Source organism: Paenibacillus sp. FSL H8-0280 (assembly GCF_045040665.1).
GTDB classification, from domain to species: Bacteria; Bacillota; Bacilli; order Paenibacillales; family Paenibacillaceae; genus Paenibacillus; species Paenibacillus xylanexedens_A.
Window position 1 is genome coordinate 2,288,550 of record NZ_CP150296.1, and the last position, 26,563, is coordinate 2,315,112.

The window sequence follows — 26,563 nt, forward strand, 5'->3', positions numbered from 1 at the left end:
ATGATTAAAACTTAATGGACTGGCCACACGTCTTCCTTAAGACAATAGAATTCACCAAGAATGTAGCATCATCGGATCGTGCTTCGAACAGAGGCTTTTCTAATGTTGTAAATGAAAGATGGAAGGTGCAATACGTATGTTAATGACAACCAGAACGATCAGGAGTTCCTTTATGCCCCCAACACCGATGTTGTTGACTCACAGTAACAAGGAGGGGCATGCATGTCACAATCGTTAAATCGTAAGAGACATATGAACGGGCTTGACGGCTTGCGAGCCATCGCTGTACTTGCGGTAATCGCGTATCATCTGAATTTGGATTTTATTCCGGGCGGACTGCTCGGTGTAGGTATATTCTTTGTTCTCTCGGGATATTTAATTACAGATATTCTCGTGTCACAGTGGCAGGAACATGGACGCATTTCACTCGGTGATTTCTGGGTAAGACGGGTAAGGCGTTTGCTTCCAGGCATGCTGACCATGACAGCTGTGGTGATGATCTGGTTGGCTTGTACAGACCCATCCCGGCTTGCTGCGCTTCGTGGTGATATCGTTTCGGGTGTATTATACATAAGCAATTGGTGGTATATCTTTCACAACGTTTCCTATTTCGAAAGTTTTGGCCCTCCATCACCGTTTGGACATTTCTGGTCGCTGGCTGTGGAAGAGCAATTTTATCTTATATGGCCTCTTCTACTGATCGCAGCAATCGTAGTGTTCAAAAGAAAGGGATGGCTGGTCGTCTTCATTGTTGTCGCAGCTGAATTATCTGCTGGCGCAATGGCCATCATGTATAATCCGGATTTGGACCCGAGCCGTGTATATTATGGAACAGACACGCGGGCATTTGCACTGCTTGCTGGTGCTGCGCTTGCCGTGGTGTGGCCTAGTCGCAAGCTATCGAACTCTCTGTCTGGCATGAACCGGCTTGTGCTCGATGTGTCGGGACTTGCTGCGCTCGCTTTGTTAATCTACATGATGCTGAACAGCAGTGAATATGATCCGTTTCTGTATCAAGGGGGCATGGTGCTTCAGGCTATCGCAACAACGTTGCTGGTAGCGGTGTTGGCTCACCCATCGTCTTTCTTGGCACGTATCATTGGAGCGAAGCCATTACGCTGGATCGGAGAGCGATCCTACGGATTATATCTGTGGCATTATCCTGTCATTATGTTAACCAATCCCGCGGTGGATACGGGAGGAGCACATCCTGTACGAATCATTTTACAGGTTGCTGCAACGGTTGTACTGGCTTCATTGTCTCTTAAATATATTGAAAATCCGATTCGGTACAACGGATTCCGTGATTCTTGGTCCCGATTATGGGGAAGAGGGCGGTCATCAATCGGTATACGTAACGTATGGTGGAAGCGGGCAGGTCTGTTGATGACGATTCTGCTGTTGTCCTATACGGTATCTCAGATGATGGTCTCACATGCAGCGAACTCTGACTCCCATTCGGTATCGATGTCCAACACATTAAATGGAGAGAATTCCGTAGCGGAGGAACAGGGACAGGATGTGTTGCCAGCTATTACAGCGACGTCAGGCTCTGGCCAAAAGAACGATGCTCATACCCATAAACCGGAAGCAGGAACGAAAGATGATCCGGGGAAAAATGAGAAGCCAACAGGAGAGTCTGCTCCAGATTCAAAACCTGACGAACAAGACAATTCAGTGAATTCTGGCAAGGACGGTCAGTCTGAAGATAAGCCGACTGATGACTCCGTGACTAACGAGAATGATACATCGGATGACGCTGGAGCGAATCAATTCGATGATACGGAACATACAGATGATGCACCTGATTCATCTCAGGACAATGAAGAAACGGCTCCTCCTGCCCAAGATGGCAAGGTTCATTATACCGTCATTGGAGATTCGGTGATTTTGGATGCAAAACCGTATCTGGAGCAAAGTATATCGGGAGTGTATGTGGACGGACATGTTGGTCGTCAGATGTGGCAGGCAGGCGATGTATTGGAAGGTCTGAAGCAAAACAACCAAATGGGCAGCAAAGTGGTGCTGGAGCTCGGGACGAATGGTTCCTTTAACTCCAAAAACTTGAATGCTGTGCTTGATTATCTAAAGGATGAGGATCGGGTATATCTGGTTACTGTGCGCGTACCTCGTCCATGGGAACGAACGGTGAACAGGGCGTTGAATGATGCTGCATCCAAATACAGCAATGTCTCGTTAATTGACTGGAACAGTGCAAGTGAGGGACATGACGAATATTTTGAAAAAGATGGCGTACATCTCACTACGCAAGGGTCCGAAGCTTTTGCAGAACTGGTGAAAAACAGTATCCAATAATACGCAATCCATATTTAATACGATTTAGCACTTATTCATTATATATAGCCTGGGGTGAAGCTGCCGACGGCTGCAACAAGAAAGAGCTCTCATTGTGAGGGCTCTTTTTATATGTTATGAACAATAAGTCAGCAAAGTAAATTCCAAACAGGGGAACCGATATTTTTCACCCCTGCATCCGTGGATCGTCACCTTACGGTATGATAGCGTTACCATTTACAATAAGTGTATTCAAATCGCCGAGGGGGATTATAGAGATGTTGAAAAAATGGCTTTCGGGTTTCCTGGCAATAACATTGTTCTCCATTATTCTGGCTGGCTGTGCTGGCGGGGACACCTCAGAAGGAGGCAGTGGCAATGACAAAGTAACCGTCACACTCTGGCACAACTGGACCGGACAGGATGCAAAGGCAGTTGCAATGCGCAAAATTATTGAAGATTTCCGCGCGGCGCATCCAGATATTGAAGTTGTGGATGAAGGCTTGCCAACAGATGGTCTCAAAACCCGGCTTCGTACGGTGGCCGCTGCCAATGAGATGCCAGACCTGTTCGTGATGTGGCCGGATGCCATGACTAAGGAATTTGTAAAAGGGGATCTGTTACAGTCCATTAATGCAGAGTTGGACGCAAAGCCGGAGTGGAAAGACAACTTTATCCCGAATGCACTGGATGGATACACTGTGGACGGGAATATCTACTCCGTGCCGATGAATTTGGCGCCAAGTTCCTTCATTTATTACAATGAAGCTCTTTTCAAGCAGTACAATGTAAAAGTGCCTGAGACCTGGGCGGAACTGGAACAAGCGATTGCTACTTTTAATCAAAATAAAGTCATTCCCATGGCACTTGGCAACAAGGCCAACTGGGTAGCTCAATCAACGATATTCAGTACACTGGCTGATCGGATTACCGGCACAGACTGGTTCCTGAAAGCGGCAGCACAAGAGGGTGCAAGTTTTACCGATCCACCATTTATTGAAGCCTTGAACAAGATGCAGGAGCTTGGCAACACCAAAGCATTCCAGGATGGATTCAATAGTATCGATGAGACACAGATGATGCAGCTTTATTTCCAAGGTAAGGCAGCGATGGTCATGAACGGCGGATGGGCCTTGGCAAATCTGGTGAACAATGCACCTGAAGAGGTGTTGAACAACACACATATTACGATTCTTCCTCCAGTGGACGGAGGTCAGGGTGAACCAAGAACAACATCCGGTGTAGTAGGAACCGGGTTGGGTGTAAGTAAAAAGCTGAGCGGTGCACAAAAAGAGGCAGCGATGGAGCTGTTCTATGCGCTGGCAGGACCTGATGGTCAGAAGGCGACATTGGATAGTAGCACATTGGTGAGTTACAAGATTGATCTGGACAAAACCAAAGCACATCCATTGTTCGTAGAATTATATGATCTGATGCAGGAAGTGAAGATCACGCCAGTATACGATTCCAAGCTGGGATCGGCAACGGTTGAGGTTATTAATAATGCATTGCAAGAGTTGCTTATGGGCGGCAAGGCCGAAGACATTGCAGCCAAAATTCAGGCGGCTCAAGCCAATGCAGTTAGTCAGTAACCATTCGTCAAAACCCCTTCCCGGCAGGGGAGGGGTTTTAAGTATGAATGGGACAGTCAGTTGAAGTTGGTAAAGGCATTTATGGAAGGGAAGTGAACAGATGAACGCACTGCGCAGTCGGCGTTTTATTATGCTGGGGCTGGCCCCGGCAGTCATCATTTATGCATTGTTTGTATTTGTACCGGTCGTGTGGTCGGCATATTACGGTTTCTTCAACTGGTCCGGCATCGGCGCATCCAAATATATTGGTGTGGATAATTACATTGAGATCTGGCATGATCCTGTGTTTTGGCGGGCACTGAAAAATAACGTTATCTTTGTGTTGGCATCGGTATTTGGACAAATTCCGTTAGCGCTGATGTTGGCGGTCATATTACACAAAAGTAATCCATTACAGCGGTTTCTGCGCTCAGCCGTATTTCTGCCGATGGTATTATCCACTGTAGTTATCGGTATGATCTGGCAGTATATCTATCATCCGCAGATCGGGATATTGAACTTTCTGCTGGACGCACTGGGACTGGAAAGTTGGAAGCTGCAATGGCTTTCCGATGACAAGATTGCCATTTTCTCATTGGTACCACCGCTGCTCTGGAGCTTTGTCGGGTTGTATCTGATTATCTTTATCTCGGCACTACAGAATATTCCAGGAGAGATTCATGATGCTGCCAAAATAGACGGTGCTTCTGGAATCCGGAAACTGGTATCCGTCTCTTTGCCCATGATCTGGGGAACGGTTCAGGTTGCGATCATTCTATGTATTTCAGGCAGTCTGAAATCATTCGATCTGGTCTACATCATGACAAAAGGTGGGCCGGCTCATGCGACAGAATTGCTCGCTACGTATATGTATAATTCGACCTTTACAACATACCGTTATGGTTTTGGTAGTGCGATCTCAACAACCATCGTACTGATCTCCCTGCTGCTGATCGGAACAAGCCAGTGGGTGACCAGTCGCAAACGAAAAGAGAATCAATAGAGAGGAGGAGCTATCATGCGCGCGACACCTATATCCATGCCATCACCACGAAGCGGCTCGGGCCATCCGATTCGCCGCCTCCGCAGCGGAATTGTTTGGACGCTACTAACGGTCTATGGTATTTTAACATTGTATCCGTTCTACTGGCTCGTGATTAGTGCGTTCAAAACAAATGAAGATTTCTATAGCAGGCCCTTTGGTCTGCCGGCAAACTGGAATGTTGCCAATTTCAGCAATGCATGGGAAAGCTCCAGGCTGGGGACTGCTTTTGGCAATTCACTCATTGTATCGGTTGGATCACTTATTCTAACGCTGTTTATTGCAGCGCTGTCTTCATTCATTCTGGCTCGTTTCCAGTTTCGCTGGAAAGGGTTAATTATGACCTTCTTTGTTGTAGGTATGCTCATTCCGATCCATAGTACACTTGTCCCTTTATTTATTTTGATGAAACAGATGTCCCTGCTAAATACGTATTGGGCATTAATATTACCTTATACGGCTTTTGCATTACCTACAGCTATTTTCGTGCTTACTGCCTATCTGACAAGTGTTCCACGTGATATTGAAGAGGCAGCTTTCATTGATGGAACAGGACTTTGGGGGCTGTTTACCCGGATCATGTTACCGATGTCTGTGCCTGCGTTGTCAACGGTTACGATTCTGAGTTTCTTGCATGCGTGGAATGACTTTTCATTTGCGCTTGTATTCATCAACAAAACCGGATTGAAAACGTTACCGTTGGCCATTGCGAACTTTGCGGATGGGTATCAAACCGATTACGGATTAACGCTTGCTGCCATGACCCTGTCGGTCATTCCAACCATTATCTTGTATCTCATATTCCAGGAACAGGTTATGAAAGGCATGACAGCCGGAGCTGTCAAAGGATAAGCGAAAGCGCATCCAGAGGAGGAGAAACGTTTGGCACGCTGGCTCACATCTTCGTTACAAAGGAAGCTATCGGTCGTCGTGACGGCTTCAATGATTGTGCCATTGCTGGCCTTGGGTCTGTTCGCCTTTCTGATCTCTTCCCGCATTACAGAGCAAAAAACAAAACTATCCGGCATGGATACGCTGAAACAGGTGGAAGCGAATCTTCGTTATATGCTGCAAGATGCCGAGAACCTATCGATTTTTCTGATTGGAGAACGGGACATCCAGCAGTATCTTAGCCACAATGAAGATCATGAGCTGGACAGGGTGGATATCCTGGGCAGGATGACCAATCTGGCGGCTTCCAAGAAATATATCGCCAACATCGCCATATATCCGGGACGTTTTGATGCCACATTGTCAACCGCTACCTGGTATGAATCCAATGAATCCAATCTTTCGTATCCCTCTGTTCCAAGCGGTGAAGCAGTCAAACAATGGACGGGGATATACCCGGTGCAGAATTACGCAGGTATTCAAAATGTGATCACATTGGTTCGGCCGATTCGCAGTATCCATGATTATCGACCCATCGGCTGGTTAGCGATTAGTCTGGATGAGAAGGCCATATCCAAGGGATGGGCCGCTCTGGGATTAGGCAGAGGGCAAGGCAGACTGGAGCTCATCGGCAGTTCTGGAGAGATTCTGTCTTCGATGGACAAATCCCGGCTTGGACTTAAGCTGGAGCAGGCCGAACCAGGAGTCACAACGTTAATTCAGGATGGCGGTAGCGGAACCACCACGTATGGCAGTGGTGACGATAAACGGACGTTGCTCTATTATCCGGAAGAATTGACGGGGTGGACATTGGTTGGAACAGTCCCATACGACCAGTACAAGTCCGAGAATCGGTACATTCTTATTCTAACTGGCTGCGCCGTTGCTATGTCTGCTGTGATCAGTGCTGGATTGGTATGGTTTACGGTGCGGCGTGTGACGAGGCCACTTCGTGTGCTTACCAGACATCTGTCTCGAATTGATCCGGAACGCCCGCTTCCTCTGTTTCGGTCTGAAAGTGATGATGAGATCGGCAGGCTTGGGGAGAGTTACAATCTGCTCGGTGCACATATTCAGTTATTGAAGGAAGAGGTTATTCGGGGTGAAGCCCGTAAAAAAGAAGCGGATCTTCGAGTGCTTCAGGCGCAGATTAACCCACACTTTCTCTATAACACGCTCTCTTCAATTCATTGGATTGCCTTGATGTCTGAAGAGAAGCGGATTGCGGATATGGTTGAGGGCCTGAGTGATTTTCTGCGTATCAGCTTGAATAATGGTCAGGATTACTGCCCTGTGGAACAGGAGATCGCTCATATTCGCCATTATGTGCGTGTGCAGTCGATTCGTTTCCCTGATCAATTTGTGTTGCATTATATCGTAGATCCAGCGCTTGAGAAGCGAATGATGCTGAAGCTATTGCTGCAACCGCTGGTTGAGAACGCCATGATTCATGGCATTCAGCCCAAAGCAGGCGTGGGTACCATAACAATTATGATTCGCAAGGACCCGGATAATGAACAGATGAATGTGCTGTTGCTGGATGATGGTGTCGGCATGGAGCCGGACAGGCTGGAACAATTAAGGATAAGCATTAGGGAATGGAAGGGAAAACAGCCGGAAAAACAGCTAAACCAAGGCGGTTATGGGCTCTGCAATGTGAATGAGAGACTGCTGCTCCATTATGGAGCGGATGCACAGCTTGAAGTAGACAGCAGGGTTGGGGGAGGTACCCGGATTTCGTTTTCCATTCCAATCTTGGAGGGTTCGTCATGAGACTATTAATTGTTGATGATGAAGTGATTATCCGTACAGGGCTTGCCAGCGTTATCGCTTGGCATGAACTCGGAATTGAACTTCTTCAACCTGCTGCCTCGGCAGAGGAGGCGTTAACACGCATGGCTGAGGAACGTCCGCATATCCTGATGACGGATATTCGGATGACAGGCAGATCGGGGCTGGAACTGGCAGAAGAGGGCTTACGATTGCTACCTGAGCTGGAGGTCATTATTTTGTCCGGATACGATGACTTCTCTTATGCGCAGCAGGCGATTCGCCAAGGTGTTACAGATTATCTGCTCAAAACAAGCAAGCCGGAAGAGATCATCAAGACCGTATTACAGGCCAAACAGCGAATCACGGAAATTTGGGCAGAGAAGTCCAGAGAGGGCCAGCTTATGCGGGAGAATCGGGAGCGGTTATTTGCCGGGTGGATCATTGATGGTGACACCGCTTCGGGTCATTTCCCTTCATTTTTGCGATCTGATGCTGGAAAAGAGGCTGGGTTTGGTGGCCTTGATGATGAACAGATTCTCAGACAAGTCATTATTCTTCGAGCAGAGGGTTGGGATCGATCCTCGGATGCGTTATTACGATTTGCGGTGCAGAATACCCTGGAGGATATGTTACCGGGTGCCATTGCTCATGTAGAGAAACAGCAAATTATTTGTGTAGTTTCATGGCCGCCGGTGGATCAAGAATATCCGTTCAGGCTGGAGAGTGCATTACGTCGGGTGGAGCAATTACTGAAGTGCACCCTGCGCGTAGCGGTAGGTCTGCCTACGCGTGGATATGCAGATCTGCACGAAAGCTATAGAACTGCTTCAGCTGCATTCCGATATCGGGGTTTGATGGATGATAAAGTATGGCATTATGAGCACGTTCAGGATCGCCAAGGTGGTAAAACTGTACTTACGCACGAAGAGGAGACCAGACTTGGTACAATATTGCTTGATAATGATTCAGTCACGTTAACGACATGGACGCGGGAACTTGTGGCTAATCTGATTACAGAACCGGAGGTCACACCAGATTCGTTCACTGCTTGTTTGCACTCGGCCATCATTGCCGGTCATCGCTGGCTGACTCGCACAATGCGAGCTACAGGGCGTGAAGAACCCGCAAGGCTCGAGCCCTGGTTGCCGGAACCGGATGCTGAAGCTGGTGACCTCGGGGATATGCTGTTCCATCATCTGTATGGTCTGATGCATGTCTATCATAGCCGAATGGGTCAGGGACAGGCTGCCCATGTGCAGAAGGCTATCGGTTATATTGAATCTTCATTGGCGCAGGATATTAATCTGCAGCTGGTAGCTGGACATGTTCATTTGCATCCGGGTCACCTCAGTGAGCTGTTTAAAAAAGAAATGGGTGTGACCTTCGGAGATTTTGTCACCGATATGCGTATACGAAGAGCGATGGATATGCTCGCGGTGTCTCCAGCGAAGGTCAGTGAAGTCGCTGCAATCAGCGGCTACGAGGACGTGAAATATTTTAGCAGACTGTTCAAAAAACATACGGGCAAAACCCCGAGTGAATATCGCGAAGAGGCAATGTCGTTTAAGCCTTCGGGAAGTTAGAAATGAGCAGATTAGGAAACATGTCTTGCCTTACTGCAAACGTTTTCGATATGGTATTACTCAGGGTTATTGGAGAGTGAGGGCATACGGATGAAGACCTATAGTTCAAGTCAAGATTTATCGGGACAATGGAAGATACAACATTTTGAAGTTGGAGAGAAGCGGGCAATGGATGTGGCGGCTGCTGCGCTGGATGACCGTTTCTGGATTGGGGCTGAAGTGCCTGGCGATGTACATGCTGCATTGGTTGAGCGTAGTATCATTGATCCACCCTATTACGGACATAATGATGCCAAAAGTCGCTGGATTGAGCAAAAGGAATGGTGGTATCGCACAACCTTCAATCTGGTGAGAGATACAGAGACGGAGGAGCACTTTGAATTGGTGTTCGAAGGATTGGATACGTTTGCAACGGTATATGTCAACGGCCATGAGGTCGGGAAAACGGCCAATATGCTCATGTCACATACGTTTAATGTAACGTCTCTGGTACGCAGCGAGTGGAATGCGATTGCTGTCAAGTTTGATCCGCTTCACCTGCATCACCGGGACAAAGAAACCTTTGACTGGTCCTCGTATACGAAGGAACGGCCATGGTTGCGTAAAGCAGCGATGAACTTTGGCTGGGACTGGGGTCCACGCATGGTTACGGTGGGGATCTGGGGTGCGGTAAGGCTGGAAAAACGAACAATCGCCAAGCTGGAAAATGTGTATGCTCGTACGGAATCAGTCAGTTCAGAGCAGGCTGTCTTACATGTCACGGCGAATGTGAAGTCGGTCTTGTCTTACCGTAACAGACAGAAACGAGAGCAGGCTGTGGTTGCGTCCTGTAATGTTCGTCTGTTGGATCGCAGCGGACACGAGGTGGCAGGTGTAACTGAACTACCCGTAGAGGGTGGCAAAGCGGATACCACATTAAACGTTACGTCACCTCAGTTATGGTGGACTCATGATCTGGGTGAGCCATACCTGTATACACTGGAGGTTACATTGCATACAGATGGCGTTGAGGTGGATCGTTATAGCGAGCCTTGTGGGTTACGAACGATTGAGCTGGCGCTTCACAATGAACGGGGTGAAGATGCATTTGCTTTTATCCTGAACGGAGTCAAGATCTACGCCAAGGGAGCCAACTGGATTCCGGCTGATCATCTGATTGGCGCCATCCCGAACTCTCGGTATCGTGAGCTTGTCGAGCTGTCGGTAGAAGGGCATATGAACATGCTGCGTGTCTGGGCTGGTGGTATATATGAGAAGGATGTCTTCTACGATGAGTGTGATCGGCAAGGGGTGTTGGTGTGGCAGGATTTTGCATTCGCGAATGCACTGTTCCCGGATTTCAATCGTGATTTCATGGATAATGTACGGCAAGAGGTAGAAAACAATGTCCTGCGCCTGCGTAACCGTGCCTCGCTTGCCCTGTGGTGTGGGAATAATGAAATAGATTGGCTCTATGATATGAAGTCTGCAAGTGGAGATATTACCAGCCCGTTCTACGGTGAACAGATCTATCATGAGCTGATCCCTGAAGTGCTGGAGCGATTGGATCTGTCTCGTCCGTACTGGCCTTCTTCGCCGTTCGGCGACAGCAACGGTCAGGATGCGAATGACCCGGATGTGGGGGATCGCCACAACTGGCAGGTATGGCATGGTTCGGTCTATCCAAGGAAGTATGGAGAGCCACCGCTGCTGGACTACAGCATTGAAGGTGTAACGTTCAAAAATTATAAAAAGGATCATGCGTTGTTCAGCAGTGAATTTGGTATGCATGCCTCGGCCAATCGTTACACACTGGAGAAAAATATGCCCGCAGGTCAGTTTTACTGGGGCAGTCCGGAGATGGCCTATCGTAACAAAGATACCAATCATCAGAAAGGTATTCTGCTAATGGAGGGTTACACAGGCATTCCGCAAGATATAGAAGAGTATATGAACTACTCCATGCTCACTCAAGCAGAAGGGCTGCGATATGGAATTGAACATTTCCGGCGCATCAATCACCGCAACAGCGGTGCGCTTGTGTGGCAATTGAATGACAGTTGGCCAGGAACAAGCTGGTCCATGATTGATTATGAACTGCTGCCGAAAGCATCCTTTTATTATGGGAAAATATTCTTTCATCCTGTCCTGTTGTCACTGGAGCATGAGCCCGGTGAGCCGCTTGCGTTGTGGGTTGTGAACGATACACGTGACGTCTTGAAAGGGGAGCTTCGACTCAATGTCTATGCATTGAATGGAGAGAAGATCTACTCCAGCTCACATGCTGTTGAAGTAACATCCCAATCCTCACTGTGTATTGCTGAAATAACTGAATCAGAGGTGTTACAGGGCAGACGTGCGGAGGAAGTAATGGTTGAGTTGGTATCCGAAGGGTTTGCAGCACCGAGCAATCGATACTTCTTGCGTGATCCTAAGGATGTGACGTTGCCAGAGTCGCAATTGAGTGTGCATGTGAACGAAGAGGAACAGTCTGTAACGGTTACGGCCAGTGGAGCGATTGCACGATTGGTGAAGCTGGAGCTTCCCCTTGGGCGTGTCCGATTCAGTGACAATTATTTCGATCTGCTCCCCGGTGAGAGCCGAACAGTGAGACTACGTCACCCAGAGCAAACGTCTCTGCCACTGACAGAACTTCGGGTTAGTGCCATGAACGGCAGAGAAGGATAAAATAATAATAATAGACTTCGAATCTTATTCGAGGTTCAAGGTGGTAATCCTGATCAGGGATACCACCTTTTTTATTTTTGCAGCAGGTGAGTTCCTGTCGTTATGTCAGGTGATCTTGTCCGTATTCCACAAGCGAAACTTCCAATCGGGTTCACATGTTGGCATATTAAGGTTAGAATGATATAGAGAAATCGTTTTCAAAGGAGGTGGATTCATGTCATTTGTCTTTTACCCGGAGATGGTTATATTCATTCTGATGTTGATCCTGCTGATTATTGGTATTGTATATATCGTTCGTAAAAGCAAACAAGTATTGCGTCGCTTAAGCAATCTGGAGAAAGCAGTATATGAAAAAGATAACATCTCATCCTATCCGAAGGACGTTGATACTGTACAAGAAGCACCCAGAGAAGACACGTTTGCTCCACGCAAACGAAAATGAAGAAGGATACGGAATTACATAAGAAAGATAAACCAACAAGCCAAACAGCCGATTCTTCTCTATGAGGAAGTTATCGGCTGTTTGGGCATATAGACGTTTTATCGGTATTAACTGGGTTTAGAGAAAGGATTCATAACGCTGTTGGAAAGAGGATTCCATCTCCACTTGCCGAGCAAGTTGCTGCTGTACCTTGGCCCCGCGGATCGTCTGAAGTTCCTGAAGTTGTGCAGTGGAACTGAATTGATCTGCAGCCATTTGGACAAGTAATTCGGAGAGCACATCCGCATCTTCGAGCGCGGAATTAAGTCCAAACGCACCGGTTGGGGTCATGGTATGAGCGGCATCACCGATGAGTACAACATTGTCCTGTGCCCACGACTGGCAATAGCTGCTTTCGACAGATAACAGAACAAAATCACTCCAGCTCTGAATGTTGGCAGCTACAGAATCAGATAGGCAAGGAAACGCGGATACAAGTTTGTCTACAAAAGGAGCAATCGGCTGCTCTCGCAGCTTGGAGTAAGCTCCCTCGGGAATGTTCCATCCAATCTGAACATAACCGCCGAACTGTGAGAACAGTGCGAGCTGTTGGCCATCCATGCTGGCCATCCGAACAGCGGGTTCCCAACCTACGGGTGCTGGAATGCGTGCCCAGAGCAGATCATACCCGTGCTTGCGAATCTCGGGGGTTAAACCGGAATGTTTGCGTACAGCAGAATATCTGCCATCAGCACCAACAATAACAGATGCTTGAATGGAGGTAGGAACGCCGTTCTGCCGAATGTTAATACCCACGACCTGGCCGTTCTTGTCTCGTAACAAACCGGTCATAATCGTATTGAATAGTACTTGTTCATATGAACTATGCTGCTGAGCGTGCGACACGATGGCCTCCAGGAGATGATCTTGGGGTACATGAATACCAACATGAGATTCTCCATTGCCCGGTGATACCGTATGAATAATCTGCCCATTTTCCCAATACTGAATCTGTTCCAAGAGCAGCGCTCCGCGTTCCTGAATGAGGGAATAGAGGCCGTGTTTATTCAAAATGGCTTCGCCGTCCACATTGAGCAACTCCCCGCGAAACGACTTGTGCAGGTGGGGCTGCCGCTCAATGAGCATCGTGGAGATTCCTTTTTGATTCAGTAAATAAGAAAGCAAAGCACCGCCAGGTCCAGCGCCGACGATGCAAACATCCGTTTTGAGTTGTGATTGTATATTCTGATTCATGTGCATAAGTCCCTTGCATTATAATGGTGACGCTTCATTTACTTTATAACAACAAATTTATTAAAATCATTAAGTAACTAAAAGTAACTTTAAAGATATAGGTTATTATAAACAAACCCGTTGCCATAATGCAATAGGCGAAACCGGAAATAAAACAAGAGTCTTGCAGTCAACGATTGGGTGTCGGATACAAGCGCATTTTTCACAAACATCATAGTGTAAATATGTTACAATATAAGGTAGGTTATGATGAAAGGCAGGAGGAACGTTTATGAGCCCGGATACGGAGCGAAACTCTCAATTGGCAAATGTGGATCAATTGTTGGAGGCCTTCTTCAGATATAAAAATAAAGTATTGGATCAGCAGCAGAAGACCGAAACCAACTGTAAACTGAATCCGACAAAAAGTCATATATTGGGCATGATTTTACGTGAAAAACGCTGCATGGCGGTTGATGTGGCCAGACAACTCAGTTTGTCTTCCGGCGCAACCACCATTGTACTGAATCAACTGGAGACGGAAGGGTTGATCCAGCGGGTGCGCAGTGAAGAAGACCGGAGAATTGTGTGGCTGTCCTTAACGGATGAAGGCGCGCAGCTTGCCAAGACACTTAATGCGAATCGCGGCCGAATGACCTGGGAATTGTTGCAAGCACTTTCCGAAGAGGAGCAACAGCAGATGTTTGGCATGCTGAAGAAAATTGAACTGAAACTGCTGGAGAACATGAAGTCGTTTGAGCAGATCCACCGGTAGTCCATAATATGACTTGATCCTTAAAGACGTCAGTCCTCATGAGTTCGTCCCTAATTGCGGGGGGATGAACCTTGAAGACTGGCGTTTTTGAGTTGGTTTACAAATGAAAGCGAGCCACATGATCCGTTAAGCCTTCCTGGATCAAAATTTCTTTTTGCTTGCTGCCCATCAGGTCAAAGTGGGGAAAGGGCTGCCGCCGATGAATGTATCGCCCGTCCAACCCATGATCGTTGCACCAACGTTCGAGACGTTCCAGATCTGCACAGCCAACTTTGGTGACACTGGTGATACCGGGAAATCGGTTGTCAATCCAGAAATGAGTGAGGTACGCAATCTCACCACGAGCCACTTGTTCCTTCCACGCAGCAAGCTCTTGTCGTTTAATTCCAAATGCCATAGATGCAAGTTCCTTTCCAAACGGGTATTGTCCTGAGCATATTGTAACATCTTATATACAGAATCCATCAGAAATCTTTCATTCAGACTGGTCTGAGGCCAGTTGAATGGGTATATGAATATGACAACATTTTTATAACAAAGTCTGGATTATGTTAAAATAAACCTATATAACAAAGGTTTCACCACTTCTATAGCGGAAAGGGATTGTCATCATGGAAATATTTATTGCCGTACTTGTGTTACTGGTACTGATTGGTTTATCCAATATTTTAAACCGGTTTGTACCCTTTATTCCCATTCCGCTCATTCAAATCGTGCTTGGTGTAGCTATAGCTTTGCTTCCCGCAGGTGTTCACCTGCCGTTGAATCCGGAATTGTTCTTTGTACTGTTCATCGCACCTTTGTTATACAACGATGGTAAGCGAACACCAAGGAATGAATTATGGAATCTGCGTGCACCGATACTTCTGCTTGCGCTGGGACTTGTGTTTGTCACGGTGGTTGTGGCGGGATATGCCATTCACTGGCTGATTCCTTCGATTCCGTTACCTGCTGCATTTGCTCTTGCAGCCATATTGTCCCCGACAGATGCTGTTGCCGTTGGCGCCATGGCGGGCCGGGTACATCTGCCCAAAGGCATACATAGGCTTCTTGAAGGTGAAGCATTAATGAATGATGCATCTGGCCTCGTGGCCTTCAAATTCGCCATTGCAGCAACAGTTACAGGTGTATTTTCCCTGGCGAATGCAACCTTCAGTTTTATTCTGATTGCGATTGGTGGGCTTCTTGTCGGGGCATTGTTATCTTTTCTGTTAATCAGGCTAGGGGTATGGATCCGTAGACTGGGTATGGAAGATGTGACCATTCACATGTTGCTGCAAATCCTGACGCCATTTATCATCTATCTGGTAAGTGAAGAAATTGGGGTTTCAGGTATTCTTGCGGTAGTGGCAGGCGGTATTATCCACGCCATTGAGCGTGACCGCGCTGAATCGGTTCAGTTGAAAATGCAGGTGGTATCTGCGAGCACATGGTCAGTCATTTTATTTATACTAAATGGTCTGGTGTTTGTTATTCTGGGTGTACAGGTCCCGGATGTGTTGAGTACCATTTTTGAAAATGTTTCGTTTAATAATCTGCAGGTGTTGGGATATGTGGGCTTGATCTCGGTGCTACTGCTGGTTCTGCGTTTTCTCTGGATCTATCTGTTCTGGCAAGGGAATGAATTGCTGCGTACCAAATCCTCTATTGGCAGGCCCAGATTCAAGGATATTACGATCATTTCCCTCTCTGGAGTGCGGGGGGCTGTAACATTGGCGGGTGCGTTCTCCATTCCTTATGTGCTTCAGGATGGATCACCTTTCCCTGAACGGGATCTGATTATTTTCCTCGCGGCAGGAGTTATCCTCTTCTCCCTGATTGCGGCGAGCGTGTTTCTTCCAGTTCTGGCCAAGGACGATGGGAAATCTACAGAAGAAACACCGCAGAAGTCAGAACGAAAAGCACATGACATTATGCTGAATGCGGCAATACGAGCTGTCAAATCCGAAATGAACGATGAGAACAAAGCTGCGGCACTCGCGGTTGTCTCCGACTTGTCCAAGTACATCAGACAGGCCGCAGGTCAGCTTACCGCCGATAAACGCAAAGATATTCAGAAACAAGAAACGGCTATTAACCTGATCGCTACCCGGGCGGAGCGCAAAGAAGTTGAAGTAATGTTAGACGAAAATGCAATTGCTTCTGATGCGGCCTTCAAATGTGACAGCTGGCTGGATCGCAAGGAAATGATGCTGGCGAATCGCGCAAACACTCAGTTCATGACCTCGATCAGCGAGATCGGGCGTGTGTTAGGACATCTGTTCACCAACCGGTCCCAGAAGCCGAATCAACCATTTATGCTTGAAAATGCAGAACTGTTCCGTCAGGTGAAGCTGCGCACCTCTGAAGCGGCAATTAAGGCTATTCGTGCTCATATGAACGATGGGAATCGAGTCGTCGCACTGTCGGTCATTGCCAAGTATGAGCGTGTAATTGCCAAATTGCGCACCTGGAACCAGGGTAAAACAGAAGATCCGTTTAATCAGGAGAAATTGGAGTTGCAGATGGTGGCGATTCAGGAACAGCGCAATACAGTGCAACAACTGTATGAAAACGGCGAAATCACCCGTGATGTGGCTGCCAAGCTGCGCCGGTTTATTAACGACGTGGAAGCAACTGCGCTGAAAAACACCTAATCCGATAAATCCGATATTTTAAATATGCTAAACGGTTTGATATAATATGGGACAAGAAAGACGTTACAACTAAATTGTACTTATTCGATCAGTGAAGGAGAGATGAGACATGGCAGAACAACAAATTCGGTTGGGCAAGACGGATCTGATCGTGAATCCCATTGGACTGGGTGCGAATGCAGTAGGCGGACATAATATCTATCCGGACATGCTGAATGATGAGACGGGTAAGGAAGTGGTTCGTACAGCTTTGAAACAAGGTATTAACTTTCTGGATACGGCATACATCTATGGACCGGAGCATTCCGAACGACTGATTGGTGAAGTACTGAAGGAAACCGGTCAGCGGCAGAATACCATCATTGCAACCAAGGCAGCTCATAAATTAGTGGATGGCAAAATTGTCATAGATAACTCACCTGTTTTTCTGAAAACATCCGTGGATGAGGCGTTGAAACGTCTGCAAACCGATTACATTGATCTGTTCTACATCCACTTTCCGGATGAACATACGCCTAAGGATGAAGCGGTAGATACGTTAAAACAATTAAAAGACGCTGGCAAAATTCGTGCCATTGGCGTATCTAATTTCTCCATTGATCAGTTGCGTGAAGCCAACAAGGACGGGCATGTAGACGTACTGCAATCTGAATATAATCTGTTCAAAAGAGAAGCGGAGAAAGAGCTGTTGCCGTATACGGCTGAGCATAACATTTCTTTTGTTCCTTACTTCCCTCTGGCAGCGGGACTGCTGGGCGGGAAATATAATCGTGATACAACCTTTCAGGATGGACGGGCAAAGAACCCACTGTTTACAGGTGAAGCTTTCATTGAAAATCTCGATAAAGTTGAGCAACTGCGCAGCATAGCACAATCCAAAGATGTTGAGGTCGCGCATCTGGTTCTGGCCTGGTACCTGACTCAGCCTTCCATTGATGCATTGATTCCGGGTGCCAAGCGACCGGAGCAGGTCATTAACAATCTGCAAACATTAAATGTGGAATTAACTGCTGAGGAAATTGCAGTCGTGGATCAGATCTTTCGTTAATGAGTTCGGGTGAATCGGGAAATGCTAACAGGGAGTTTACGTATGAAGACAAAGTGAGGACACCACATGAACCTGAAGGCAGCCCGAGTCATCGGAATGTTCACGCTAATTATTTTGCTAGGTAGCAGTTCTGCTTATGCGAAGCCTGTACAGAAGAACCGTCAGTATTATGAGGAACGAGGAGAGATTGTGTGGGAAGTTCCCACGCAGGATAAACTCATCGCCCTTACCTTTGATGATGGACCAGATCCGATTCAGACTCCGCAGATCCTGGCTTTGTTACAGCAGTATCATGCTAAAGGAACTTTTTTTGTACTTGGCAAATGGGCAGATAAATTTCCTAAACTGATTAAGCAGGAACAGCTCGAAGGGCATGAAATCGCCAACCATACGTATGCGCACACGTATGCAGTTCGATCAACACGTGCGGACAAGTACATGAAGGATATGAACGAAGCAGAAAGTTCCATTATTAAAGCTGGCGCGGAGCGTCCCCTGTTATTCAGACCACCGGGCGGCTATTACAATGACATGGTCATCCAGGCTGCCAAACAAAAAGGGTATACCATTGTACTCTGGTCTTGGCATCAGGATACACGGGACTGGGCTTCTCCAGGTGTATCGGCTATCGTTAACAAAGTGTTGAAGAACGCACGTAATGGGGATATTGTACTTTTTCACGATAAGGTGGAAGGCAAGTCGCATACGGTAGCAGCACTCAAAACGATTCTGCCGAAGTTACAGCAGCAGGGGTACCAATTCGTTACGGTGTCTGAGCTACTTGCTGTAAAGGCACGCGAAGCCGCGAAGGATGGAACTTCGCCCTCGTCTATTTTGAAGCATGTGCAGCCCTGAACATGGTAATCCAATTAGAAACCGTAGGTCTCAGTTGAAGAGACCTGCGGTTTCTTTATCTTGGTCTTCATATCAACCATGGAATCAGGCGTAGGAGGTTATTGCCGTGTCCCTTTTGTTTTGAAACCAAAACGTCTACAATAGATGGAGCTTTGAGTTTAAGGGTTATATAGTATACATGGTATGAATTACGACATAGAGGAGAGTGAACATAATGAATGGACAACAACGTGTAAATATTAAGCCAGGTCTGGAAGTGGACATTGTGCTGAAGCAGGATCAAGCTACAGGTAAGCTGACACGTGGCATTGTGAAGGATCTGTTAACCAAGTCACCTACACATCCACACGGAATCAAAGTACGACTAACGAGTGGTCAAGTGGGACGTGTGAAACAGGTCATTACAGGAGGCTCGAACTAACTGTGGTCCAAGGCGGGGAGATGAGTACTACCGCAGAAGTAATGGCACATCTGGCATCTGGTAATAAACGTCAGCAGGACGCCTATCATGTGTTACAGAGCAGTGGATTACTTGATATATTAGCTGACTATCACCCATATCCAGCAGGAACGGTGCCAATTGATATTGATATTCCGGGCAGTGATCTGGATCTGCTGTGTTATGCAGAGAATCTGGACGTGTTTGAAGCCGAGATACACAATCGAATCGGAACCGTTGCTGAGTTTGAATGTGTACGTGGTGGGGATCTTCCAGACCAACGTCCTTATGTGACTTGTAACTTGCAAGTGGGACATTGGCCTGTGGAGATTTTTGCCCAATCCGTGCCAGTTTACAGGCAGAATGCATACCTACATATGATCGTAGAGTGGAGATTGTTGCAACTGTGGGGAGATGCGGGACACCGTGAGATCCGCAGACTGAAACAGGCAGGGTGGAAGACGGAGCCTGCTTTTGCTTCTGTACTTGGATTACAGGGAGATCCATATGTGGACATGCTGCATCTGGCAGAGATGAAACGTGAAGATCTCTGGAACTGGGCGCGTTCACGCACGTGTTTTTAAAATGTCTATTTGAGATGAACTAATCATTTACACGATAACGGAGAGGACAGAAAAAACCTGAAAAAGCGAAGCGGTCGCCTAAAAGCTTTCTGAAAGAAAGCTGCATCGGAAGCATACGCTATTACCGGATTTTCCCTTGAGAAAGGGGATCAAAAAAATCTGGGAATAACAGCGATTGGAAGGTGCTTCTGTCATCGTAGTGTCAGTGTAAATAACCTTTGGTCAGATCAGAAAGATGGCTACAATTGTTGTTACCGTGAGTCCCAGCAGTACAGGCTTCAGGTTGCGTCTTGCAAGTTCAAAAGGATTCACTCCGCAGATTGCAGCAGCAGGGATCAATGCCCATGGAATCAAGGTTCCGCCACCTACCCATATGGCTGCAACCTGACCTAATGCTGTCAGTACAGGTGCGGAATCTGCCGATCCTGCAAACATGGACGCAATCGAGCCAACCAGGGATATCCCCGAGAACCCCGAACCATCCATTCCGGTCACTGCTCCGGTCACCGTCATTGTAATGGCGCCCACCGTATCATTCAGTGGCACCAGTCCAGCAAGTGCGACCCCGAGATCATTCACAATCCCGTGTGAACCTTCAGGCAGAGGGTTGATGAACAACTCCGTAATCGCAGCATCTCCCAGATAAAAAAATGCGGCTATGGGAATAACCGGTCCAAACACCTTGAAACCAAACTGAAATCCTTCTATTAAATAATTGGTCGTTTCCTCTGGTCCCGCATGTCGATGTGAGGCAAGGGTAACGGCGATCAGTATAACCACAGCGGTTCCGCCAATCAGAGCGGTTGCATCGCCGCCCTGCAACTTCAATACAAACATCAGAATCACATCAACTGCGAATAACAGAGGGATAAGCATAGCGAACGTCTTTTGCAAACGGGGCGACATGACTTGACGTTGAACAGGCTGATCAGTAGGTAGGGAGGTGGACACAGGCTCTGATGAGGAAGAAGGTTCCGTGCTCGCGGTACCTGATGTAACGTTTGGGGAATGAACAGGTGTACCTGATTTCATCTCTTTGCGCAGCATCCAGAAGGCTGTAAGTGTAGATACCGTTCCCATGACAATGACCAAAGGAATGCTGGCCGTCATGACGGAAGTAACGGGTAGACCGGCTGCATCGGCTGTAAGTTTGGGAGCCCCCTGAATAATGTAATCTCCCGACAATGCAATCCCATGTCCGAACAGGTTCATGGCAATAGCAGCTCCAATCGGAGGAAGACCTACACGCACGGCTACAGGAAGCAGTACTGCACCGACAAGTGCTACGGCTGGGGATGGCCAGAAAAATAGTGATACTACCATCATGATCAATCCGATACCCCAATACGCGACCTGAGGAGAACGGATAAACCGGGTGACGGGTGTTACCATGACCTCATTAATGCCGGTTCTGATCAGAACACGGCTCATCGCCACAATAATCGAGATGATGAAGATCGTACTCAACAATTCTTTTGTTGCATAGATAAAACTGCTGAAGATCCCGGCAACTGACCCGCTTAAGGTTTCGGTTGCCAGAAGTCCAATGGTCATAATACCTGCGACACAGATGATCGTGGTGTCCCTGCGCCGGATCATAACTGCGATGATCAAGACGATAAATGCCAGATAGACATAGTGTAACGCAGTGAGTTGAATATTCATCGAACAGGCCTCCCTACATCCTAGTGACTAACCCGAGGAGTGATATATCGTATGCATGTCAAGATCGGGCGTTCGTGGAGTCCGGGGCTTGCCGCAGCATTTATTTTTAGGGAGAAGCTTCTGAGTAATAATGAAGGATTTTTTTTACAACTGGAGAATTTATTACTACATGAAGCTTGTTACTCTTGAAATTGGAGTGGATGGAAGTCACCAGAATTGATATGTGAAGGTCACGGGACACCATAGACAATGGCAAGCAGGGGTGATTACAATAAACATGCCATCATAAGGAAGAAAATAGAAAAAACTATGTTGAAATAAAGTGTGTGTTCAAAAAGTCTGGTTTTCAGTACCGAGAAGATGGAATGAAGATAGAAATGGAGTAGCGGAGCGTAGGGAAACTACGTGAGCAACGGACATTTCGGCTGAATTTCATATTCGAAGCTGATGATGCCGCTAGGCATAATTCGTAATCAAAAGCGGACTTTTTTAACTACCTCTAAAAGGGCGGGAATCCATAATCCATGAATTTGATCCGTTCACTTCGTTTTAAATTTATAGTGGGTCTTACATTGATCATGCTACCATTATTCATGCTGCTTTATTACAACAACGTCTACGCCATGAAAGTTGTACGTGACAAAGTATCCCTCACCAATATGAATCATCTCGCCAAGAGTGTGGAACAAAATGAACGTATATTACAGGAGACGAATCGGTATTTATATAGTTTGGGCGAGCGGGACCCAGATATTATCTCTCTGTTTTTTCTGAAATACGGCAGCGGTGATTATATCATTGCAAAGCAACGGATTATGAACAAATTCATGACAGATATCGGTTTTTATAATCTAATCGATTCTTTTTTTCTATATGATGCCGTGAATGATGATCTGCTGCTCGCGACTTCAGGCAATTATGATGTCAAAAAGTCGGTTGTGCAGGAGAGTATGCCAGTCCAGATGCAGCAATTGGAAGGGGATATCCAGAAGCCGGAATGGAGCATCGTGCGTGGCGGGACGTGGAATGCACTGGTGAAAACGGTGCGAATCAACCAGCAGTTCTATGCAGGTGCACTTGTTGATATGAATGCACTGAATCATACACAACAATTCACTGAATCCGGAGATCGGGGAGGCGCAGTCATTGTTGGAACAGACGGTGGGGCACTATCGGATTCCACATTAAATACTGCACAGATTCAGCTGGCTGCAGCGCATCTTCCCGGCCTGAAGAATCCGTATCAGGTTATCTCTGAAGTTGTGAACAAGGGAGAAGCACGTCAATATTTGATGTTGGGTATTGCCTCGGCCATGTCCGAGATGAATTATATCGTGCTGCTGCCTGAGGAAGACATGATGCGTAACCTCCCGTTTTTCCAGCAGATCATTCGTCTGCTTCCCATTGGTGCGGCAGTAATTCTGGTTACTGCACTGATCTTTTTGCGACATCTGTTATTCCGCCCGATGAATGCGTTAATCCGAGGCATGAGAAGGGTCAGCCGTGGAGATCTCGATGTGAAGCTGGACCCGCCATCTTCCTCGGAACTTGAATTTATGACACGAAGTTTCAATCAAATGACCAGTGAGATCAGGCATCTCAAGATTGATGTGTATGAGGAACAACTGCGGACCCGCGAGGCAGAGTTCAAACAACTACAGATGCAGATCAATCCTCACTTTTACCTGAATTCACTCAATATTATCCATAGTCTGGCTTCCTTGCAAAAACATGAGTTGGTGCAGCAGATGGCTGGTCATCTGGCCGATTATTTTCGATTCAGTCTGCGTGCAGGCAAACGTGTTATTCGTCTGGATGAAGAGCTCGAGCACATTCGTCATTACTTAGAAATTCAAAAGCTGAGGTTTCCAAGCAGATTCGATTTTGAACTGGATGTTGAACCGAATCTGGGACATCATGTGATTCCGCCATTAACCATTCAGCCTTTTGTGGAAAATGCCATTATTCATGGATTTCAGCGCCGGACACAAGCCTTTGTCATTCGGATCGTGGCGCGCCTCAGCGAGAAGTCATTCGGTCAGGTCGATGGGACGGTGCTTCAACTGATGATTGTTGATAATGGTGTCGGATTTGATGAGGAATTGTTAGATCGTCTGCAACATGGACAATACGCTGAAGACCCGAGTGGACAGCATATCGGTATATGGAATGTGGCTCATCGGCTTTTAGTGAAGTATGGTGATCAAGCCAGTTTGCAGTTTGGCAATGAAGTGGATCATGGCGCCAAAGTCATCATTGATTTACCCGCTCAGACCGAAGAGGAAGAAGGGGGAGCCTATGCGGAACCTGTTGATCGTGGATGATGAAGTGTATGCATTACAAGCAATGGTGGAAGGAGTCGATTGGCAAGCAGCAGGCATTGACCAGATATACAGTGCTTGTGATGCCGAAGAGGCAAGAATGATTTTAAGAGCAAATGCTATCGATATCATGATCTGTGATATCGAGATGCCTGGTGAAACAGGTCTTGACCTGCAAAGCTGGGTGTTAAAACATGATCCAGGCATACTGACCATTTTCCTGACAGGGCATGCTTTATTCGATTATGCTCAGACAGCCATTAAGCTAAGCAGCTTTGATTATGTGTTGAAGCCTGCTCCAGCGGATCAATTGATTAAGGTAGTAACCCAGGCGGTGGAGAAGATCAAGGATGGGGAACAGCGTACCCGTACAAACGAAGTTTATGAGACCGTATACAAACGCTGGAAAACCCATAAACCGCTGCTGACGGAACGCTTCTGGAAAGATGCCACCTCTCAGCGTATCACGTTAACCGAACAACGGTTGCAAGAGCTGGCAGAATTGTATGGTGCCGAGATTGATCCGCAGGCTCGTGTGTTACCCATTGTGATATCGGTAGAGGAATGGGTGCGTGATTTTGATTTGCGTGACGAAGAGGTATTGGAATATGCCCTTCGTAATGCAGCCAAAGAGATGCTGCTTGGCGACAAGCCCGGTGAGGTGTTTCAGGATCAAAGTGGATTAAATATTGTGCTTGCTTACGAGCAAGATGGCATCATTCCGAGTGCGAGCGAAGTGGCACAACGTTGTCAGGGATATATTCAGGAATGTGGTACGTATTTCTACTGTCGGTTGTCCTGTTATGTTGGTGCCCCGGTTGCTGTAACTGAGTTGCAAGGTATGTTAAATGAACTGATGGATATGGAACGGCGCAATATTAAGGAGCTTGAAGAAGTTTTTGTCTATGATGAGCGGGGAAGAGATCAGGAAGATCGCTTTTTGCCTATTCCATGGTTTTCGGAATTATCTATTCTTTTTGAGACAGGTAAAGTAGGGGATTTGCGAGAACGTGTGGATGAGATTTTTGAGTTGCTTGCTGCACAGGAGGGTTTGTCTCCTGAAATGCTGCATCTCTACTATCATGCCATGCTGCATGTGGTCTACCCGTTGCTTCATCAGAAAAACGTGTCAATACGGAGTCTTTATCCGGGTGAACGGGAGCCGGAAGAGGGTATGGTGACAAGGTCGTTGCCGCAGTTGAAACAGTGGACGTCGGATCTGATTAATCGTGTTATCCCGGTGTTGTACCCGGACGATCATAGCCCCATGACCATTGTGGATCAGTTGTGCGTTTATATTGAAACTCATATTGGTGAAGAACTTATGCGAGAGGAGCTTGCAGCTTTTGCCGGATTCAATCCCGCTTATCTATCACGTCTGTTTCGGAAAGAGAAGGGGATGTCCCTATCTGAGTTTATCCTGCAGGGCAGAGTAGCCAAAGCGAAGACATTGCTGTCCCAGTCCACCGTCAAGGTGACGGATATCGCTGGCAAGGTGGGATACTACAACTACTCGCATTTCACCAAAATGTTCAAAAAGTGCACGGGTATAACGCCACAGGAGTTTCGAAAACAGTCACGTACTGTATAGTTCAGGGCGCAGCATGCTGCGTCTTTTGTTTTTTATGGATCTAAAGTCATAATTTGATGAGTCAACAGGTCACCACAGCAGATAGAGGTCTTACTCGCCCCGCCGTATACTTGAACCACAGGAGCCGCAACGGAGCTTCATCCTGAGGAAGAATTCAAGAGGAGTGAGGGAGAACAAGTTATGAAGACACAACCCCAGGCGGGTAAGGGAGTACGGATATCGGAAATACCGGGAGAAACAGTCCGAAAGCGCAAGTCTGTGTGGCACAATCTTGGCAAATTCAAGGTGCTGTATCTCATGTTCTTGCCAGGCGTCTTGTTTCTGCTGGTGAACAACTATATGCCGATGTTCGGCGTTCTGATCGCATTCAAAAATGTAAACTATGCTGATGGTATTTGGGGTAGCCCATGGAGTGGGTGGGACAACTTCAAATATTTGTTCTCAACCAGTGATGCATGGGAAATTACCCGAAATACACTCGCGTATAACACCGTGTTTATTGCACTGAATCTCTTTGTAGGTGTCGGGCTTGCTATTCTGCTCAATGAAGTGAAGAACAAGGCAATGTCCAAGTTATATCAATCACTTATGTTATTACCGTATTTCCTGTCCATGATTGTGGTCAGTTATCTGGTACTGGCTTTCCTGGGCAAGGATTCAGGTTTCATGAACTCAACGATTCTACAGATGTTCGGCGGTCAGCCGATCGATTGGTATTCAGAGCCGAAGTATTGGCCGTATATTTTGCCACTGGTGAACACATGGAAGAATATTGGATATTATGCCGTCATTTATCTGGCAGCTGTCGTGGGTATCGATGAAGAATATTATGAAGCAGCTGTACTTGATGGAGCAACAAAATGGCATCAGATACGTTTCATCACCATTCCGTTTCTCGTCCCATTAATCGTCATTATGACGTTATTGCAAATTGGCCGTATATTCTATGCAGACTTCAGTCTGTTCTATCAGGTTCCATTGGAATCGGGAGCGCTGTTCCCTGTAACGAATGTACTGGATACCTACGTATATCGTACGTTCCTTATCGGTGGAGATATCGGGATGTCATCAGCAGCCGGTCTATACCAAGCAATCGTTGGATTTGTGCTGGTTCTTGTATCCAATACCATCGTAAGGCGAATAGATAAAGATAATGCATTATTTTGAGAGGAG

General features: G+C 46.9%; 20 protein-coding genes. 17 read left to right on the forward strand and 3 right to left on the reverse strand.

Annotated elements, in window-relative coordinates:
• The first annotated feature begins 222 nt into the window (after positions 1-222).
• The 8 genes from MHI12_RS10360 (at position 223) to MHI12_RS10395 (ending at position 12,264) form a co-directional block, all read left to right on the forward strand.
• Entirely contained in the window at positions 223-2,316 is a 2,094-nt protein-coding gene (locus MHI12_RS10360) for an acyltransferase family protein (RefSeq protein ID WP_405172314.1), read from the forward strand.
• 257 nt (positions 2,317-2,573) lie between these two features.
• Positions 2,574-3,887 carry an extracellular solute-binding protein gene (locus tag MHI12_RS10365; protein WP_405172315.1) on the forward strand — a complete coding sequence of 438 codons (1,314 nt, stop codon included), beginning with the start codon at positions 2,574-2,576 and terminating at the stop codon, positions 3,885-3,887.
• Positions 3,888-3,987: 100 nt separating this feature from the next.
• A complete protein-coding gene (locus tag MHI12_RS10370) occupies positions 3,988-4,869 on the forward strand; it encodes a sugar ABC transporter permease (protein WP_339169490.1) in 882 nt (293 codons plus the stop codon).
• A 36-nt stretch (positions 4,870-4,905) separates the two neighbouring features.
• A complete protein-coding gene (locus MHI12_RS10375) occupies positions 4,906-5,760 on the forward strand; it encodes a carbohydrate ABC transporter permease (RefSeq protein ID WP_340915230.1) in 855 nt (284 codons plus the stop codon).
• A gap of 30 nt (positions 5,761-5,790) precedes the next feature.
• On the forward strand, positions 5,791-7,572 hold the full coding sequence (locus MHI12_RS10380; RefSeq protein WP_405172316.1) for a sensor histidine kinase: 1,782 nt from the start codon (positions 5,791-5,793) through the stop codon (positions 7,570-7,572).
• The gene (locus MHI12_RS10385) at positions 7,569-9,155 is read left to right on the forward strand and encodes a helix-turn-helix domain-containing protein (protein ID WP_405172317.1); all 1,587 of its coding nucleotides are present in this window, start codon (positions 7,569-7,571) and stop codon (positions 9,153-9,155) included. The genes MHI12_RS10380 and MHI12_RS10385 overlap by 4 nt, the downstream gene beginning before the upstream one ends.
• A gap of 90 nt (positions 9,156-9,245) precedes the next feature.
• Positions 9,246-11,822, forward strand: coding sequence for a glycosyl hydrolase 2 galactose-binding domain-containing protein (locus MHI12_RS10390; protein WP_405172318.1), 2,577 nt, complete (start codon positions 9,246-9,248; stop codon positions 11,820-11,822).
• Between the two features lie 214 nt (positions 11,823-12,036).
• A complete protein-coding gene (locus MHI12_RS10395; protein WP_047842410.1) occupies positions 12,037-12,264 on the forward strand; it encodes a hypothetical protein in 228 nt (75 codons plus the stop codon).
• A 117-nt stretch (positions 12,265-12,381) separates the two neighbouring features.
• Here the strand turns inward: MHI12_RS10395 and MHI12_RS10400 are convergent, their stop codons facing one another.
• A complete protein-coding gene (locus tag MHI12_RS10400) occupies positions 12,382-13,497 on the reverse strand; it encodes an FAD-dependent monooxygenase (RefSeq protein WP_405172319.1) in 1,116 nt (371 codons plus the stop codon).
• Positions 13,498-13,768: 271 nt separating this feature from the next.
• Between MHI12_RS10400 and MHI12_RS10405 the strand changes: the two genes are divergently transcribed.
• Entirely contained in the window at positions 13,769-14,251 is a 483-nt protein-coding gene (locus MHI12_RS10405) for a MarR family winged helix-turn-helix transcriptional regulator (protein WP_036609579.1), read from the forward strand.
• A gap of 97 nt (positions 14,252-14,348) precedes the next feature.
• Here the strand turns inward: MHI12_RS10405 and MHI12_RS10410 are convergent, their stop codons facing one another.
• Positions 14,349-14,648, reverse strand: a complete 300-nt coding sequence (locus tag MHI12_RS10410) for a hypothetical protein (protein WP_341006831.1) — start codon at positions 14,646-14,648, stop codon at positions 14,349-14,351.
• Positions 14,649-14,862: 214 nt separating this feature from the next.
• On the opposite strand from MHI12_RS10410, the gene MHI12_RS10415 reads away from it, so the two are divergent.
• The 5 genes from MHI12_RS10415 (at position 14,863) to MHI12_RS10435 (ending at position 19,813) form a co-directional block, all read left to right on the forward strand.
• Positions 14,863-16,887 carry a Na+/H+ antiporter gene (locus tag MHI12_RS10415; protein ID WP_036609574.1) on the forward strand — a complete coding sequence of 675 codons (2,025 nt, stop codon included), beginning with the start codon at positions 14,863-14,865 and terminating at the stop codon, positions 16,885-16,887.
• A gap of 109 nt (positions 16,888-16,996) precedes the next feature.
• A complete protein-coding gene (locus tag MHI12_RS10420) occupies positions 16,997-17,935 on the forward strand; it encodes an aldo/keto reductase (protein ID WP_405172320.1) in 939 nt (312 codons plus the stop codon).
• A 66-nt stretch (positions 17,936-18,001) separates the two neighbouring features.
• Complete coding sequence (locus MHI12_RS10425) at positions 18,002-18,790, forward strand: polysaccharide deacetylase family protein (RefSeq protein ID WP_051449686.1); 789 nt, start codon at positions 18,002-18,004, stop codon at positions 18,788-18,790.
• A gap of 214 nt (positions 18,791-19,004) precedes the next feature.
• Entirely contained in the window at positions 19,005-19,211 is a 207-nt protein-coding gene (locus tag MHI12_RS10430) for a YwbE family protein (RefSeq protein ID WP_026081155.1), read from the forward strand.
• A 20-nt stretch (positions 19,212-19,231) separates the two neighbouring features.
• Positions 19,232-19,813, forward strand: coding sequence for a DUF4269 domain-containing protein (locus tag MHI12_RS10435; protein WP_405172321.1), 582 nt, complete (start codon positions 19,232-19,234; stop codon positions 19,811-19,813).
• Between the two features lie 222 nt (positions 19,814-20,035).
• Here the strand turns inward: MHI12_RS10435 and MHI12_RS10440 are convergent, their stop codons facing one another.
• The gene (locus tag MHI12_RS10440) at positions 20,036-21,478 is read right to left on the reverse strand and encodes a hypothetical protein (RefSeq protein ID WP_341006838.1); all 1,443 of its coding nucleotides are present in this window, start codon (positions 21,476-21,478) and stop codon (positions 20,036-20,038) included.
• Positions 21,479-22,002: 524 nt separating this feature from the next.
• On the opposite strand from MHI12_RS10440, the gene MHI12_RS10445 reads away from it, so the two are divergent.
• The 3 genes from MHI12_RS10445 to MHI12_RS10455 all read left to right on the forward strand — a co-directional run bounded on the left by MHI12_RS10445 (position 22,003) and on the right by MHI12_RS10455 (position 26,557).
• Positions 22,003-23,802, forward strand: a complete 1,800-nt coding sequence (locus tag MHI12_RS10445; RefSeq protein WP_405172322.1) for a sensor histidine kinase — start codon at positions 22,003-22,005, stop codon at positions 23,800-23,802.
• Entirely contained in the window at positions 23,777-25,390 is a 1,614-nt protein-coding gene (locus MHI12_RS10450; RefSeq protein WP_405172323.1) for a helix-turn-helix domain-containing protein, read from the forward strand. The genes MHI12_RS10445 and MHI12_RS10450 overlap by 26 nt, the downstream gene beginning before the upstream one ends.
• 180 nt (positions 25,391-25,570) lie before the next feature.
• Positions 25,571-26,557: a sugar ABC transporter permease gene (locus MHI12_RS10455; RefSeq protein WP_076208980.1), complete on the forward strand. Its 987-nt coding sequence runs from the start codon at positions 25,571-25,573 to the stop codon at positions 26,555-26,557.
• The last annotated feature ends 6 nt before the right edge of the window (positions 26,558-26,563 follow it).

Bases quoted from the DNA above. Each gene is read 5' to 3' on its own strand.
- MHI12_RS10360 (WP_405172314.1), top strand. From the start codon at position 223: ATGTCACAATCGTTAAATCGTAAGAGACATATGAACGGGCTTGACGGC.
- MHI12_RS10365 (WP_405172315.1), top strand. From the start codon at position 2,574: ATGTTGAAAAAATGGCTTTCGGGTTTCCTGGCAATAACATTGTTCTCC.
- MHI12_RS10370 (WP_339169490.1), top strand. From the start codon at position 3,988: ATGAACGCACTGCGCAGTCGGCGTTTTATTATGCTGGGGCTGGCCCCG.
- MHI12_RS10375 (WP_340915230.1), top strand. From the start codon at position 4,906: ATGCCATCACCACGAAGCGGCTCGGGCCATCCGATTCGCCGCCTCCGC.
- MHI12_RS10385 (WP_405172317.1), top strand. From the start codon at position 7,569: ATGAGACTATTAATTGTTGATGATGAAGTGATTATCCGTACAGGGCTT.
- MHI12_RS10390 (WP_405172318.1), top strand. From the start codon at position 9,246: ATGAAGACCTATAGTTCAAGTCAAGATTTATCGGGACAATGGAAGATA.
- MHI12_RS10395 (WP_047842410.1), top strand. From the start codon at position 12,037: ATGTCATTTGTCTTTTACCCGGAGATGGTTATATTCATTCTGATGTTG.
- MHI12_RS10400 (WP_405172319.1), bottom strand. From the start codon at position 13,497: ATGAATCAGAATATACAATCACAACTCAAAACGGATGTTTGCATCGTC.
- MHI12_RS10405 (WP_036609579.1), top strand. From the start codon at position 13,769: ATGAGCCCGGATACGGAGCGAAACTCTCAATTGGCAAATGTGGATCAA.
- MHI12_RS10410 (WP_341006831.1), bottom strand. From the start codon at position 14,648: ATGGCATTTGGAATTAAACGACAAGAGCTTGCTGCGTGGAAGGAACAA.
- MHI12_RS10415 (WP_036609574.1), top strand. From the start codon at position 14,863: ATGGAAATATTTATTGCCGTACTTGTGTTACTGGTACTGATTGGTTTA.
- MHI12_RS10420 (WP_405172320.1), top strand. From the start codon at position 16,997: ATGGCAGAACAACAAATTCGGTTGGGCAAGACGGATCTGATCGTGAAT.
- MHI12_RS10425 (WP_051449686.1), top strand. From the start codon at position 18,002: ATGAACCTGAAGGCAGCCCGAGTCATCGGAATGTTCACGCTAATTATT.
- MHI12_RS10430 (WP_026081155.1), top strand. From the start codon at position 19,005: ATGAATGGACAACAACGTGTAAATATTAAGCCAGGTCTGGAAGTGGAC.
- MHI12_RS10435 (WP_405172321.1), top strand. From the start codon at position 19,232: ATGAGTACTACCGCAGAAGTAATGGCACATCTGGCATCTGGTAATAAA.
- MHI12_RS10440 (WP_341006838.1), bottom strand. From the start codon at position 21,478: ATGAATATTCAACTCACTGCGTTACACTATGTCTATCTGGCATTTATC.
- MHI12_RS10445 (WP_405172322.1), top strand. From the start codon at position 22,003: ATGAATTTGATCCGTTCACTTCGTTTTAAATTTATAGTGGGTCTTACA.
- MHI12_RS10450 (WP_405172323.1), top strand. From the start codon at position 23,777: ATGCGGAACCTGTTGATCGTGGATGATGAAGTGTATGCATTACAAGCA.
- MHI12_RS10455 (WP_076208980.1), top strand. From the start codon at position 25,571: ATGAAGACACAACCCCAGGCGGGTAAGGGAGTACGGATATCGGAAATA.